The 13,705-nt window shown below is 35.6% G+C and carries 15 protein-coding genes; 12 read left to right on the top strand and 3 right to left on the bottom strand.

Annotation, left to right across the window (positions count from 1 at the left end; translation table 11 throughout):
* Positions 1 to 54 precede the first annotated feature (54 nt).
* The 3 genes from rnpA to ODR02_RS18620 all read right to left on the bottom strand — a co-directional run bounded on the left by rnpA (position 55) and on the right by ODR02_RS18620 (position 1,871).
* Positions 55 to 426, bottom strand: a complete 372-nt coding sequence (gene rnpA, locus ODR02_RS18630; RefSeq protein ID WP_209786660.1) for a ribonuclease P protein component — start codon at positions 424 to 426, stop codon at positions 55 to 57.
* 100 nt (positions 427 to 526) lie between these two features.
* Entirely contained in the window at positions 527 to 1,252 is a 726-nt protein-coding gene (locus ODR02_RS18625) for a tRNA threonylcarbamoyladenosine dehydratase (RefSeq protein WP_309513025.1), read from the bottom strand.
* Positions 1,245 to 1,871: a TatD family hydrolase gene (locus ODR02_RS18620; protein ID WP_209786662.1), complete on the bottom strand. Its 627-nt coding sequence runs from the start codon at positions 1,869 to 1,871 to the stop codon at positions 1,245 to 1,247. The genes ODR02_RS18625 and ODR02_RS18620 overlap by 8 nt, the downstream gene beginning before the upstream one ends.
* Positions 1,872 to 1,968: 97 nt before the next feature.
* Here ODR02_RS18620 and ODR02_RS18615 point away from each other — a divergent pair, with 97 nt between their 5' ends.
* The 12 genes from ODR02_RS18615 to ODR02_RS18560 all read left to right on the top strand — a co-directional run bounded on the left by ODR02_RS18615 (position 1,969) and on the right by ODR02_RS18560 (position 13,686).
* Complete coding sequence (locus tag ODR02_RS18615) at positions 1,969 to 2,598, top strand: TetR/AcrR family transcriptional regulator (RefSeq protein ID WP_034692722.1); 630 nt, start codon at positions 1,969 to 1,971, stop codon at positions 2,596 to 2,598.
* Between the two features lie 103 nt (positions 2,599 to 2,701).
* The gene (locus tag ODR02_RS18610; RefSeq protein ID WP_105684058.1) at positions 2,702 to 3,697 is read left to right on the top strand and encodes an outer membrane protein assembly factor BamD; all 996 of its coding nucleotides are present in this window, start codon (positions 2,702 to 2,704) and stop codon (positions 3,695 to 3,697) included.
* 41 nt (positions 3,698 to 3,738) lie between these two features.
* Complete coding sequence (locus ODR02_RS18605; protein ID WP_029298198.1) at positions 3,739 to 4,062, top strand: DNA-directed RNA polymerase subunit omega; 324 nt, start codon at positions 3,739 to 3,741, stop codon at positions 4,060 to 4,062.
* 127 nt (positions 4,063 to 4,189) lie between these two features.
* Complete coding sequence (gene coaBC / locus ODR02_RS18600; RefSeq protein WP_309513024.1) at positions 4,190 to 5,395, top strand: bifunctional phosphopantothenoylcysteine decarboxylase/phosphopantothenate--cysteine ligase CoaBC; 1,206 nt, start codon at positions 4,190 to 4,192, stop codon at positions 5,393 to 5,395.
* A 36-nt stretch (positions 5,396 to 5,431) separates the two neighbouring features.
* The gene (gene porD, locus ODR02_RS18595) at positions 5,432 to 6,337 is read left to right on the top strand and encodes a type IX secretion system protein PorD (protein WP_209786664.1); all 906 of its coding nucleotides are present in this window, start codon (positions 5,432 to 5,434) and stop codon (positions 6,335 to 6,337) included.
* A 129-nt stretch (positions 6,338 to 6,466) separates the two neighbouring features.
* On the top strand, positions 6,467 to 8,116 hold the full coding sequence (locus ODR02_RS18590; protein WP_309513023.1) for a DNA repair protein RecN: 1,650 nt from the start codon (positions 6,467 to 6,469) through the stop codon (positions 8,114 to 8,116).
* 74 nt (positions 8,117 to 8,190) lie between these two features.
* Positions 8,191 to 9,657 carry a DUF5687 family protein gene (locus ODR02_RS18585; RefSeq protein WP_309513022.1) on the top strand — a complete coding sequence of 489 codons (1,467 nt, stop codon included), beginning with the start codon at positions 8,191 to 8,193 and terminating at the stop codon, positions 9,655 to 9,657.
* A gap of 3 nt (positions 9,658 to 9,660) precedes the next feature.
* Complete coding sequence (locus tag ODR02_RS18580) at positions 9,661 to 10,377, top strand: ABC transporter ATP-binding protein (RefSeq protein ID WP_309513021.1); 717 nt, start codon at positions 9,661 to 9,663, stop codon at positions 10,375 to 10,377.
* A gap of 18 nt (positions 10,378 to 10,395) precedes the next feature.
* Entirely contained in the window at positions 10,396 to 11,334 is a 939-nt protein-coding gene (locus tag ODR02_RS18575) for a Dyp-type peroxidase (protein ID WP_309513020.1), read from the top strand.
* Between the two features lie 125 nt (positions 11,335 to 11,459).
* Positions 11,460 to 12,020, top strand: coding sequence for an RNA polymerase sigma factor (locus tag ODR02_RS18570; protein WP_149835407.1), 561 nt, complete (start codon positions 11,460 to 11,462; stop codon positions 12,018 to 12,020).
* The gene (locus tag ODR02_RS18565) at positions 12,007 to 12,615 is read left to right on the top strand and encodes a hypothetical protein (protein WP_209786669.1); all 609 of its coding nucleotides are present in this window, start codon (positions 12,007 to 12,009) and stop codon (positions 12,613 to 12,615) included. Before ODR02_RS18570 ends, ODR02_RS18565 begins: the two co-directional genes overlap by 14 nt.
* A 30-nt stretch (positions 12,616 to 12,645) precedes the next feature.
* A complete protein-coding gene (locus ODR02_RS18560) occupies positions 12,646 to 13,686 on the top strand; it encodes a porin family protein (protein ID WP_209786670.1) in 1,041 nt (346 codons plus the stop codon).
* Positions 13,687 to 13,705 lie beyond the last annotated feature (19 nt).

The raw sequence follows: 13,705 nt of genomic DNA, 5'->3' as shown, positions 1-13,705 counted from the left end.
TTAGCATAATCCGTGGGATAAAATACATCACAGATCTCTTATTCTAAAGGAAAATTATTTTTTCTGTGCTTCACAAAGCTTTATAAACTGAGCCTCTACATCCTGAAATTTCGGAGGCATCTCAGCAGAAACCCAAAACAGCATTGCCACAGTTTTTTCTCCAAACGCTTGTTTAAACAAATCTTTGTTCAGACGATAACATTCTCTCAGTAATCTTTTGATACGGTTTCTGTGCACTGCTCTTTTAAAATATCTTTTAGAAACAGAAACGCCAAATTTTGCATCTTCTACAGCAAGATTGGGTTTGTCTTTCAGAATAATAATTCTCAGATTTCCGCTCGTTCTCCATTTGCCTTTTTCAAAAAGCAAACTGATCTCTGTGTTTTTTTTGAGCTTTTCCGCTCTGGGATATTGGAAATTCGTCATTTACGGAATGTAAATAGGGGTTTTTATTTTTCTCCCGTCTATTTCACAAATTTATATACGAAATCGTTTTGTAAATCTGTGAAATAGGCTGGGGAATATTTTAATCCTGGTTTAATAAATGATTAATCACTTCTGAAGCGGTATACAACCCGAAAATAGCAGGCATATAGCTTATTGTTCCGTAAAAAGATCTTTTATAATTGGTTCCATCAGTCATTTTCAAACTTTCTTCATCCTGGATATCATTGGCAAAAACACAACGAACTCCTTTGTCAATTTTTTCTTTTTTCAGTCTTTTTCTTACCTGTCTTGCAAGGTGACAATGTTCAGTTTTGCTAATATCTCTTACCAATACTTTGCTTGGATCGGTTTTTCCGCCGGCTCCCATTGAACTTACAATTTTTATCCTTCTTCTTTTGGCTGCAATAATCAGACAAAGCTTTGGCGTAACACTGTCGATGCAGTCCAAAACATAATCAAATTTTGCAGAATCCAAAACTTCATCCATTCTTTCCGGATTCAGAAATTCATTGATTTTCGTTAAATTAAGCTGTGGATTGATGTCAAGAAGCCTTTCAGCAACCACCTCTACCTTATGTTTTCCGACCGTAGAATGCAAAGCAGGAAGCTGTCTGTTGATATTGGTAATATCTACCGTATCACCATCCACAATCGTCATATTTCCCACTCCGGCTCTTGCAAGAAATTCCGCGGCAAAAGAACCTACTCCGCCCAGGCCTACTACAAGCACATTGGCTTTTATGAGCTTTTCTAATCCATCTTCTTTTATCAAAAGTTCAGTTCTTTCCAGCCAGTATTTATCCATTTTTTATTCTGTGTAAATTTTCTAAAATTTGTTCATTGAGTTGTTCCAAAGAAACTTCTTTTATTTCCGAAACTTTAACGTACAATTCTTCGATGTTAAAATCTTCATTGTCAGTCTCTAAAAAGATTTTGTCTAATGGAGTGTTTTTCAAAATATCCTGCAAAGATAAATTATACAAAACAGCTTTTCCAAAACTCAGGTAAAAATTATTGGCAAGAAGATCTTCAGCAATTTGATGTTTCTTATTAAAACCATGAATGATCATAGGCTGTTCCGCCTTCTTTTTAAATGAAATAACCTCATAAAATTTTCTTACACAATGAATAATCAGTGGTTTTTTTACTTCATTAGCAATCTTAATCTGCATTAAAAACACTTCTTCCTGAATTTTATGATCAATAGAAACTAAAGAATCTAAGCCACATTCACCAATGGCAAAACAGTTCTGAAATATCATATTTTTCATCCACAAAAACTGCTGTTCTATATTATTTACATCAATATCCTGAGGATGAATTCCGATAGAATAAGGGGAGTCAGGCGGAATTTGCTCAATGTTCAGATTGTAAATTCCGTTTCTGATGTTTTTTTTATGATGGTGAAAATCAAAAAATTCCATATTCAAAAGTAAGGATTTTTCAGAATTAATTTAAAATTATTAAACGTACGTTTATAAATGTGTTAAAAATTTCTTAACTTTACTCAAAGTACGCTTCATGAAAAAAAAATTTACAGAAAAACAGATTCACATACTGGATATTGCAGAAGAGCTGATTGCAAAAAAAGGATACGAGGGAACTTCTGTAAGAGATATTTGTTCTAAAGCAAATATCAATGTTGCCATGATCTCTTATTACTTTGGTTCCAAAGAGAAAATGATGTCTTACCTCTATCAGTACAGGGTGCTGAAAACCAGAGAGAACTTTTCGGAATTTGCTGATACCATCAAAGAAGGGAAACCGGAAATGCAGCTGCGGGAAATGATTAAATATATTGTTTCTCAGCTTTTTAAGTATAATTATTTCCATGGTTTTGTGACTCAGGAGCTTCGTCATACAGAAAATCTGAAAGATGAACTGCTTGATTTCTATCAGTTATTTGTCAAAAAACTGGATGAAGTCATTAAAAAAGGCGTTGCATCAGGTGTTTTTACTTTTACCCCAAAGCCTGAAGATATTCTTACCATGATTATCGGATCCACCTTATTTGTAATCAGGAATAAAAATTTCTATGAGCTCTATGTTCCGAGCAAAAATGAGGAAACCTATGCAAAAGAAGCTGAGAAAAAGGTGAGAATGAATCTTTTATTAAGTGTTTTTGCGATTCTGGGATACGCTGCAGACTAAAATTACGTTAAATATTCATAAAAAAAAATCTATTGACAAAAAAGTTATATTTTTGCAAATTAGTAAATCGGCTGTATAATCCGAAAACTGTTGAACTTTTTATATGAAAAAATATATTTTAGGTCTTTTTGTTGTAGCGGTGATTTCATCTTGTGTAAGCCAACAGGAAAGAGCAATGAGGAGTGCTGATAAAGAATTTATCTTAAAGGCAGCTAATGAAAATTTCGCTAAGAAAAAGTGGAAAAATGCATTGGCTCTTTACGACAGACTGGCAAATCTTGTGGCAGGAACGGATGATTTTCCTAATGTAGGTTTCAACACTGCTTATGCTAACTACTATGACAAGAGTTATAAGCTGGCAGGTCACCAGTTTAAAAACTTTGCAGTGAGTTTCCCAAAAGATCCAAGAGCTGAAGAAGCAGCGTATATGTCTGCATTGTGCTATTATGAAGGATCTATGGACTATAACTTAGATCAGTCCAGTACAGAATTGGCTATTAATGAGCTTCAGGAGTTCCTGAACAATTATCCCAACTCTGAAAGATCTAAAAATATCAGCCAACTTATTGATGAATTGTCTTATAAGCTTGAATTTAAAGCTTACGAAAACGGAAGACAATACTATAAAATGGGAGAGTATAAAGCAGCGAATGTAGCATTTGAAAATGTTTTAGAAGATTTCCCAAGTACAAAACTTCGTTCAAAAATTTATGATTATATCATGAAGTCACGTTATGAACTGGCGATGAAATCCGTATATAATCTTAAAGATGAGCGTATTGAAAGTGCTCTGACTTATACAAAAGTGGTAGAGAAAGAGCTTCCTAATACAGAATATTCTAAAACGGCATTAGATCTTAGGGAAAAGCTGGAAAAGGAAAAACAAAACTTCGTTGTTGTTAAAAAACAAACTGAAGCAAGAATTGCAGCTTTAACGGCAAGACAGAAAAAAGAAGCTGAAAAACTGGCAGATAAAGATAAAGCTGATCAGCAAATAAAGGATCAGATCAGCAACGAAAAGAAAGCAATCCAGTTACAGAGGGACAGTGCGGCACTTAAGACGCCTCCTCCGGCAGCGACTTTCAAAATTCAAAGATAATTCGTAAATTTGCCATCTTAAAATAAAATAATTTTCTCAAAATGAGTGTAAAAGATACAAAAGCAGAAGTAAATACTATTACTTACGATAAAGATAAGATTGAAGATAAAGTAGGTTCAATCTATGAAGCTATTGTTATCATGGGAAAGAGAGCAGAGCAGATCAATGCGGAGATCCGTACGGAACTTCACAACAAGTTGGATGAATTTGCTGTTCATAATTCTACATTAGAAGAGGTTTTCGAAAACAGAGAACAAATTGAGATCTCTAAACATTACGAAAAGCTTCCAAAGCCAACTTCAATTGCTATTGAAGAATGGTTAAATGGAGATGTTTATTTCAGAAAAACAGAAGAAAGAAAATAATCAATCATCTGTGTTTTAATAAATCAAGGTCATAAAGGAATTCATTTCTTTTATGACCTTTTGTTGTTTTAAAGCCTCATTGTGTGGGAAAAAATAAGTACTTTAGTATTTCAAAAATTAGAACTAAATGAGTGTTTCCGGTAAAAAGATACTTATCGCTGTCTCTGGAGGAATTGCGGCTTACAAAATTCATTTTCTCATCAGAGATTTTGTGAAGAAAGGAGCCGAAGTACAGGTTATTATGACTCCTGATGCTGAAAACTTTGTGACGAAACTAAGTCTGTCTACATTATCCAAAAAACCTGTGTATTCAGATTTTTACAGCAGTAACGGAACATGGAACAGTCATGTGGAAATGGCTTTGTGGGCAGATGTTATGATTGTCGCTCCATGTACGGCCAATACACTGTCTAAAATGGTCCACGGAATGTGTGATAATCTGGTTATTGCAACGTATATGTCTGCAAAATGCCCGGTATTCATTGCTCCTGCAATGGATCTTGATATGTATGCACACCCTTCTACAAAAAAGAATCTGGAGCTGGCAGAAAGCTTCGGCCATATAATCATACCTGCGGAAAACGGAGAATTGGCAAGCGGACTGATCGGGCAGGGAAGAATGGCAGAACCGGCAACGATCTTTACTACAGTTGAACATTATTTTCATTCAGATAGCCATTCCGGAAGTCTTGATGGGAAAACAGTTTTAATTACTGCAGGACCTACTTATGAGGCCATAGATCCGGTAAGATTCATCGGAAATCATTCGTCTGGGAAAATGGGCTTCTCTCTCGCAGAAGAGGCTTCGAAAAGAGGCGCAAAAGTGATTTTGATTTCAGGACCAAGTTTTCAGACCCTTAATGATCCAAATGTTGAACTTCATAAAGTAATTTCGGCAAAAGAAATGCTGGCCAAAGTATTTGAATTTTACGACAGAATAGACATCGGGATTGCCAGTGCGGCAGTAGCAGATTATGCTCCAAAAGAAGTGGCTAAGGAAAAGATCAAAAAAAATGATGAAAACCTAACGATTGAATTGGTTAAGAATCCTGATATCCTTAAAACAATGGGGGAAAAGAAGACTCACCAGTTTCTGGTAGGATTTGCCCTGGAAACCCAAAATGAAGAGGAAAATGCAAAAGGAAAACTGGAAAAGAAAAATCTGGATATGATTGTTCTGAATTCTCTTCGTGACGAAGGCGCTGGTTTTAAAAATGACACCAACAAAATCAAAATATTTACGAAAACAGAGAAAAAAGAATTCAATCTGAAATCAAAGGATGATGTAGCAAAAGATATTCTCAATTTTGTAGAGGCTCAATTTTTAAAATAATTTTAATAAATTTCCGTTCTCAATTTTTAATAGACAATGAAAAAAATTATAAGTTTATTTTTTCTGTTTTTTCTCTATACCCAAAGTTTTTCTCAGGAGCTGTTGGCAACAGTGCAGGTAAACTCCAAACAGTTGGGAGGAAGTAACCAGCAGGCCTATAAAGCATTGGAGAAAAGTCTCAGGGATTTTATCAATAATACCAGTTGGACAGGTAAAAAGCTTCAGAATTTTGAAAAAATAAAATGTAATTTCTCCATTGTCATTGGCGAAAGAGATGTTAACAAATTCAAAGGAACTATTGTTATTCAGGCAGTAAGACCTGTTTATAATACGACCTATGAATCTCCTTTGCTGAACCTTCAGGATCAAAGATTTGCCTTTGAATACATTGAAAATGAGAGTCTTATTTTTAATGAAAGACAATTTTCAGGGAAGAATCTTACGGATGTGGTCAGTTTCTATATTTATGTGATTTTAGGGTTGGATGCAGATAGCTTCCAGTCTATGGGAGGATCTCAATGGTATGCAAAAGCACAGCAGATTGCACAGAATTCCCAAAACAGAAACTATGAGGGCTGGAATACCATCAACGAGCCAAGAAGCCGTTCTATTTTGATCAACGAAATCATGAACCCAAACTGGAGTCAGTTGCGTTCTACCATTTATACTTACCACAGAGCAGGATTGGATAACCTTTTCAACCAGGATCAGACGGCCGGGAAAAAAGTGATTTTTGATGCTCTGATGCAGCTTAAAATGTACGAAAACAATTTCCAGCAGGCATTTTTCTTCAACCTGTTCATGGATACCAAAAGTGATGAAATTTTCAATATTTTCAATTCTGGAAATAATGGAGGTCTCATTCTTAATGACCTTAAGCAGAATATGATTATCCTTTCACCAAAGAATATAGAGGATAAGTGGAATAAATGGAAAGTCTAAAATTTCTGAGTACGTTTAATAACAGATAGCATGATTGATGAGTGCACAATCAAAAAACGATTTCTTAACTCATTAAAAAAACTTAATTTTACCGTTCAAACTCAAATTGGATTATAACCCGGATTATCAATGCTTTCGAGAATTTACATTAAAAACTTTGCCCTGATTGATACCCTTGAAGTATCATTGAAAAATGGTTTACAGGTTATTACCGGAGAAACCGGGGCCGGTAAATCTATTATTTTAGGGGCTTTGCGACTTATTTTAGGAGAAAGAGCAGATGTAAAATCTATTGCCAAAGCTGAAGAAAAAAGCGTTGTGGAAACCGAGTTTTCCCTCAACAATCAGTTTAAGAAATTCTTTATTGAAAATGATCTGGATTACGAGCTTCAGACCATTATCCGAAGAGAAATCCTTCCTTCAGGAAAATCCCGGGCTTTCATTAATGATGTACCGGTAACGCTGGATATTCTTAAAGAACTTTCCTCACAACTCATTGATATCCATTCTCAATTTGAAACCTCTAACCTTTTTACCTCAGAATATCAGTTTAAAATTATTGACGGGCTTTCTGAGAATAAAAAAATTATAGAAGATTATCAACAGGAGTTTTCTGATTTTCAGACTCTCAAACTATTGTTGAAAAAGCTGAAAACCCAGCTTTCAGAATCTAATAAAGAAAGTGATTACAAAGAATTTCTGCTTAACGAACTGGAAGAGCTTAAACTTGATGATGTAGACTATGAAGATGTTCAGAATCAGCTTTCCATTCAGGAAAATGCAGGGATGATTTCAGAAAATATAGGCCAGATCTTATCAAGATTCCATCAGGAAGAAATAGGTATTTTATGCTTCTTCCATGAAGCCACAAACAAGCTTTCGAAAATTTCCGAAGTTTCTACCAGTTTTTCTGAACTTGATGAAAGACTTGAAACCTCTTTTGTAGAGCTTAAAGACATCATTTCTGAACTGGAACATGAGGCGGAGAGAGTTGAAATCAATCCGGAAAATCTGGTATACCTTACCGATCTTAATAACAAAATCAATGCTTTATTCCTGAAGCACAATGTTTCAGATCTTCATGAACTGATTGAAATCAGAAATCAGCTGGCAGGAGATCAGAAAGGAGCTTCTGATCTGGAATCACAGATTGAAGAAACAGAAAACAATATTTCTCAAAAAGAAAAAACACTTCAGACCCTTGCTGCAAAGCTTTCAAAGAACAGACATAAGAATGTTCCTGTTTTCATCAAAAAAGCAGAAGTCCTTCTGAAAAAACTAGGGCTGGAAAAAGCAAAAGTCGATATAGAATTACAGGATGCTGAAGAATTCAACCCGTTTGGAAAAGAAAATATCCAACTGTTGTTTCAGGCCAATTCCGGTTTTCCTTTAAAGCCTATCCAGACTGCTATTTCCGGAGGAGAAAGATCAAGAGTAATGCTTGCTGTAAAGAAGATTATTGCAGAAAGTGATGAGCTTCCAACCCTTATTCTGGATGAAATTGATACCGGAGTTTCAGGAAAAGTAGCTGAAGAGATCGGAAACCTTATGAGAGAAATGTCTGAAGACATGCAGTTGATCGTTATTTCTCACCTTGCACAGGTTGCCGCCAAAGGAAATGATAATTATAAAGTGGTGAAGCAGGATATTTCAGGCAAAACACAATCCACCATTATTCCTTTAAGCAGTGAAGAAAAACTGAACGAAATTGCCCAATTGCTTTCCGGAAGTAAAATTACAGAAGCCGCTCTGGCACAGGCAAAAGAGCTTATAGGATAACTGTAGAAATCTAATTTTCGTTAAAAAATTGTAACATATTTTACATTATATTTACTAATGTAAAAAACTAACATATGTTTCTAAAGTTCCTTAGGCTTGAAATCAAAAGCTTCTTTCGTGGTACATCTTTAGGGATCAACCTGACCATGAAAATCCTCCGTTTCATAGGAATTCTTTACTTCATAGGATGTCTTATTGGAGGTGCCTTTCTTGCTTTTTTCTACATTCAGGAAGAAATGCATCAGAACCCTTTAAAGATGGTTTCAAAATTCATGATCGTTGCATGGATTATAGATTTGGCTATTAAATATTTATGGCAGGAAGTTCCTACACAAAATATTAAACCGTTTCTTACGATGAATATCAGGAAGAATACACTGGTCAATTATATGCTGGCCAAAACCTTTCTTTCTGCATTCAGCTGGCTGACATCATTATTCTTTATCACATTTTCCCTGATTGCGTTATTCAACGGATATAGCATTATAGGAATACTGGTATGGCTTATTGGAGTCATAGCATTGCTCTATCTGAATAACTTTATCAATATTTTCTTCAATGGGAAAGAGCCTTTAGCTATTGCCATAGGAATCTGTTTTGTGATCATCGGAAGTCTGGGATACTACAATATCATTCCGGTTTTGTCTTACTCAGAATCAGTTTTTTTAAGCTTCTATGAAAAGCCTTACTTTGCCCTGATCCCTGTTATTCTGTTTGTCCTGCTGTGGTGGATTTGTTTCCGTTATCTGCGTAAAGAGTTTTATCTTGATCAGGGGCTTGAAGCCAAGAAAACAGTAGGAAAAACAGAAAATATAGCTTTCCTGAATAAATATGGGGTTATTGGTACATTTATCAATAACGATGTTAAAATGTTGAGACGTAATAAGGTCACAAAAGGTATTTTACTCGGCAGTGTTATGTTTCTTTTTTATGGATTGCTGATGTTTACTTCTTCACTATACAAAACCCCTGCAATGATGATGTTCATGGGATTATTTGTAACAGGTGGCTTCCAGTTTCTTTTTGGGCAGAGGGTGCCGGCTTTTGACAGCTCATATTATCCTCTGATGATGACTCTGAATGTTCCGTACAAAGAATATTTAAAAGCAAAATGGTGGCTGATGAATATTGTAACAGGAGCTTCTATAATTGTAGCACTTTGCTATGCTTATTTTGGCTGGGAAGTGTATGTCACATTTTTTGCAGCAGGATTGTACAATATGGGGGTGAATTCTCAATTTACTTTATGGTCGGGAGCCTTCAACAAAACTCAGATTGACCTGAACTCAAAGGAAAAAAGACTGGGGCAGAAAGGAAGTTTTAATATGGTGGCTATACTTTTATTGATTCCTAAAATGCTTCTTCCTATGGGTGTATTTGCTTTGGCAAAATATTTTACAGGAATTACAGGTGGAGTGATAAGTATTGCTATTATTGGAGTTATCGGATTTTTTATGAGAGAAAAGATCTTCGATATCATTGTAAAACAATATAAAAGAGAAAAATACAGCGCACTTGATGCATTTAAAAATAAAGGTTAAAACATGATCAACATACAAAATTTATCCAAAACATACGGAACAGCAACTGTTCTTAATATTGAAAATCTTGAAATTCCAAACGGGGAAACATTTGGCCTTGTAGGAAATAACGGAGCTGGAAAAACAACCCTTTTCAGCCTGATGCTGGATTTGATTCAGGCAAGCACAGGATTTGTGAGTATTGACGGAATTAAGGTCAATGAATCCGAAGCCTGGAAAAATAAAGTTTCAGCATTTGTAGATGATACCTTTCTCATTGGCTATCTTACTCCGGAGGAATATTTTTATTTCATCGGGGAGCTGAGAGGTCAGAACAAAGCATCTGTAGATGAATTCCTGAAACCTTTTCATGATTTTTTCAATGGTGAGATCCTGAAATCCGGGAAATATATCCGTGATCTTTCAAAAGGAAATCAGAAAAAAGTAGGAATTGTAGGAGCTATCATTGGAAATCCTGAGATTATTATTCTCGATGAGCCCTTTGCCAACCTGGATCCTTCTACCCAGATCAAACTTAAAAATCTGATCAAAGAATTATCAAAACAAGATGGTGTTACTTTCCTTATTTCCAGTCATGATCTTTCGCATACAACAGAAGTATGTAACAGAATCGTGGTTGTAAACAAAGGTCTTCAGGTAAAAGATATTCAGACCAATCCGGAAACTTTGAAAGATTTGGAACAATATTTTGCAGATCAGGTGTCAGTTTCGGATATTTAATACCACAAAAATAGAGGTATGAATACGACAGAATCACAGAATGTGACAGACTATCCAAATAGCAATACTATTTTCATGGTCTGGAAACTTCATGAAAGCCCTCAGCTGAAAGATATTTTTCAGGAGCTGTGTGCTTTGGTTTTAAATCTTAATAATTCGGTTTTTAACCGTTTTCCGGACAGCAGGGCAAGCTGTGTAATGGGAATTGGTGCTGAAGCATGGAGGAAACTGGAACTTCCAACACCACTGCCAAAGGAATTGACCGATTTTGAAGAAATAAAAGGAGTAAAACATACGGCTGTTTCCACTCCCGGAGATCTTCATTTTCATCTGAGAGCAGATAACAAAAGCCTGATTTTCGATATGGCGATTGAAATATCCAAATTATTGAGCTCCGTAGCTGAAAGTATTCTGGAAATTCACGGATTTAAATATTGGGATGCACGTTCCATTCTTGGTTTTGTAGACGGAACGGAAAATCCGCATGGTGACGACCGTGATTATTTTGGAAAAATAGGAGATGAAGATCCTCAATATAAAGGAGGAAGTTATCTTTTCGTTCAGAAGTACCTTCACAATATGGATGCCTGGAAAAGTCTGTCCACAGAAGATCAGGAGAAAGTGATCGGAAGATCAAAGGAAAATGATATTGAAATGTCTGACGATGTAAAACCTTCGAATTCACACATTGCCTTAGCCAATATCGAAGGCGAGAATGGAGAGGAATTGAAAATAGTCAGAGATAATATGCCTTTTGGTAACCCATCTACGAATGAGTTCGGGACCTATTTCATTGCCTATTCAAGTACATTTACCACAACAAAAAAGATGTTGACCAATATGTTTATAGGTGATCCTCCGGGAAATTATGACAGAATCTTAGATTTCAGTACCGCAGTTACCGGAACACTTTTCTTCGTTCCCACCAGAAATATGCTTGATGAATTTTCAGGATAAAATACAAAGGCTGTCTCATTCTAAGGCAGCCTTTTTCCTTTATTAAGTAATATCAATAAAAATATTTTAAAAAAATTGTAACCTTTTTTTGTTTTGAGTGTCTTTAAGATAGAAACAGCATAAGCATGAAACTTTTGTTCGGAAATAAAAAGAATGATTTGTTGAGCCTCCTGAAAAAACAGGATCCGGCTGCACAGAAGATTTTCTATGAACAGAATGTGAAGAGATTCCTGAGTGTAAGCAAAAGCTATGTGAGCGATTTGTATCAGGCAGAAGATTGTCTCATAAAAGCATTCTGTAAAATTTTTAAGCACATAGAAAGCTTCAGAGGAGAGTCGAACCTGGAAAGCTGGGCGAGGAGAATTGTCGTTAATGAATGTCTGAATTTTATCAAAAGCCATAAAACAGTATTCTATCTGGACGAAATCAACCAGTCTTTTCACGAAGACATCCATGAGCCGGAGATAGATTGTGATTTTAATGCACAGGAACTTTTGGATCAGCTTCCCGATGCCTACAGAATGGTTTTTAACCTGTATGTACTGGAAGGCTATTCTCATCAGGAAATTGCTGATACTTTGCAGATTTCAATGGCTGTCAGCAAGACCCAGTTGTTTAGAGCAAAAGAAAAATTAAGAAAGATCTACTTTCAACAACAAAAAAAAGTGAAAAATGAAAACGTCTAAAGATAATATGGAATGGCAGATCAAAAAACAGATGGAGGAAAGAGAAATTACCCCATCGCGCGATCTGTGGTCTGAAATTGAGCTTCAGAACAGCAGTAATCGTACCAGATTACAGGTGAACTGGATATTAATAGCGGCATGTTTCCTGTTGACATTTGGTTTAGGGAGTGTTTTCTTTTTTCTTAATCGGCCTTCAGAAACACAACCGGAAATTGTAAAGAAAACAGCAAAAAATAATGAAGAAGAAATTATAAAAGTTCCGGTTCAGAATAATATTCCGCTGGCAGTTGAGAATAATGATAAAAAGGAAGTGAAGAAAACACTTTCAGAAGATAACAAAGAAGTTATTTCTCCAGTGGCAATAGGACAAAATAAACTTCTTCCTAAAGAAATGGTTCCTATTAAGAAACTGGAGATTCCTCAGATTTCCAATCCTAGACTGATGGCGAAAGCCGATTCTTTAAAAACTCCGGTTAAAAAGAAAAAATATGTAGATCCTTCCACGCTTCTTTTCTCAGTAGAGCATAAAGATGTCATCGAAAAAACAAAAGATGGAAGCAACGTGGCAACTACTATTGATTTGAATGCCAGATAATTTATCCGTAAAAAAATAAAAAATAATACTATGATCAAGAAATTAATCGTAATGGGATTGCTGTGCTTTTTTTCAGCGTCAATCCATGCACAAAAGAAATTCAATATTAATCTGTCTTCTAAAAAAGATACGGAGGTAAGCCCGATTGTAAAAGAGAAAGTAGAAGAATATGCAGCTAAAATCAACGCTATTATTCAGGAAGAAAAAAAACTGATGGAGGAGGAATTGGTCGTTTTGCAGGCAAAAAATCTCAATAAATCTGATTTCGACAGAGAAAAAGCTCTGATTGCAGATCGGTATTCTGAGAAAATGGATAAAAGAATTGAGGAACTTGGATTTGATCTGGATGATGTGATTCAGAAGCAGGTAAGATATTCTCTTTTGAATACAGATGTTACGTCCAAAGAAGAACTTAAAGAAAAGCTTTTGAAAAAATTCCGTCCCAGCAGAAGCTTTACAGGATATTTCTCCTATGGAATTATGACATTAACGAATAGCTCTCCGGATAACGTACTGGATAAAAATATCGGATATGCCAATAACCTTGAGTTTGGTCTGAAACTGAACTATCAGCTTAGCAGAACAAGCCCCTGGGCTATTATTTCCGGATTAGGATTCTCCTGGAGAACGCTTAGAGCAGATAATAATATGCTGTTTACAATAAGTGCAGATCAGGGAGTTGCTTTAGTTCAAGCTAACGAAAATCTTGATAAAAGTAAACTGAGAACTGGGTATATTATGGTTCCTTTGGGGGTACAATATAATTTCTCCAAGCTTAAGAATGCAGGAATGGATATCCAGTACCGCAGCTATTACACCGGATTTAAAATTGGAGCCAATGTATACGGAGGGGTAAAAATGTCAACCAACAATATTGTAAAAGATGGTGATGGTGAAACCAGAGACCGTGGAAATTATCAGGTGAATCCTTTTGTATACGGAGCACAGATTACGGTTTCCTATAACAGCTTTAGTCTCTTTGTTAAAAAAGATTTCAGCAACTTCTTTAAAGACAGCTACTTCAAAAATGATAAAGCACTGATATTCGGCTTGGCCATTGGATTAGATTAAATATATTTTAATAGCAAAC

It is taken from the genome of Chryseobacterium sp. CFS2, assembly GCF_036543225.1.
Taxonomy (GTDB): domain Bacteria; phylum Bacteroidota; class Bacteroidia; order Flavobacteriales; family Weeksellaceae; genus Chryseobacterium; species Chryseobacterium culicis_A.
This window is presented reverse-complemented; position numbering and strand designations above follow the sequence as displayed.

What these genes read in the sequence shown, in the direction of transcription:
- rnpA (WP_209786660.1), bottom strand. Translation starts at nt 426, where the DNA reads ATGACGAATTTCCAATATCCCAGAGCGGAAAAGCTCAAAAAAAACACA.
- ODR02_RS18625 (WP_309513025.1), bottom strand. Translation starts at nt 1,252, where the DNA reads ATGGATAAATACTGGCTGGAAAGAACTGAACTTTTGATAAAAGAAGAT.
- ODR02_RS18620 (WP_209786662.1), bottom strand. Translation starts at nt 1,871, where the DNA reads ATGGAATTTTTTGATTTTCACCATCATAAAAAAAACATCAGAAACGGA.
- ODR02_RS18615 (WP_034692722.1), top strand. Translation starts at nt 1,969, where the DNA reads ATGAAAAAAAAATTTACAGAAAAACAGATTCACATACTGGATATTGCA.
- ODR02_RS18610 (WP_105684058.1), top strand. Translation starts at nt 2,702, where the DNA reads ATGAAAAAATATATTTTAGGTCTTTTTGTTGTAGCGGTGATTTCATCT.
- ODR02_RS18605 (WP_029298198.1), top strand. Translation starts at nt 3,739, where the DNA reads ATGAGTGTAAAAGATACAAAAGCAGAAGTAAATACTATTACTTACGAT.
- coaBC (WP_309513024.1), top strand. Translation starts at nt 4,190, where the DNA reads ATGAGTGTTTCCGGTAAAAAGATACTTATCGCTGTCTCTGGAGGAATT.
- porD (WP_209786664.1), top strand. Translation starts at nt 5,432, where the DNA reads ATGAAAAAAATTATAAGTTTATTTTTTCTGTTTTTTCTCTATACCCAA.
- ODR02_RS18590 (WP_309513023.1), top strand. Translation starts at nt 6,467, where the DNA reads ATGCTTTCGAGAATTTACATTAAAAACTTTGCCCTGATTGATACCCTT.
- ODR02_RS18585 (WP_309513022.1), top strand. Translation starts at nt 8,191, where the DNA reads ATGTTTCTAAAGTTCCTTAGGCTTGAAATCAAAAGCTTCTTTCGTGGT.
- ODR02_RS18580 (WP_309513021.1), top strand. Translation starts at nt 9,661, where the DNA reads ATGATCAACATACAAAATTTATCCAAAACATACGGAACAGCAACTGTT.
- ODR02_RS18575 (WP_309513020.1), top strand. Translation starts at nt 10,396, where the DNA reads ATGAATACGACAGAATCACAGAATGTGACAGACTATCCAAATAGCAAT.
- ODR02_RS18570 (WP_149835407.1), top strand. Translation starts at nt 11,460, where the DNA reads ATGAAACTTTTGTTCGGAAATAAAAAGAATGATTTGTTGAGCCTCCTG.
- ODR02_RS18565 (WP_209786669.1), top strand. Translation starts at nt 12,007, where the DNA reads ATGAAAACGTCTAAAGATAATATGGAATGGCAGATCAAAAAACAGATG.
- ODR02_RS18560 (WP_209786670.1), top strand. Translation starts at nt 12,646, where the DNA reads ATGATCAAGAAATTAATCGTAATGGGATTGCTGTGCTTTTTTTCAGCG.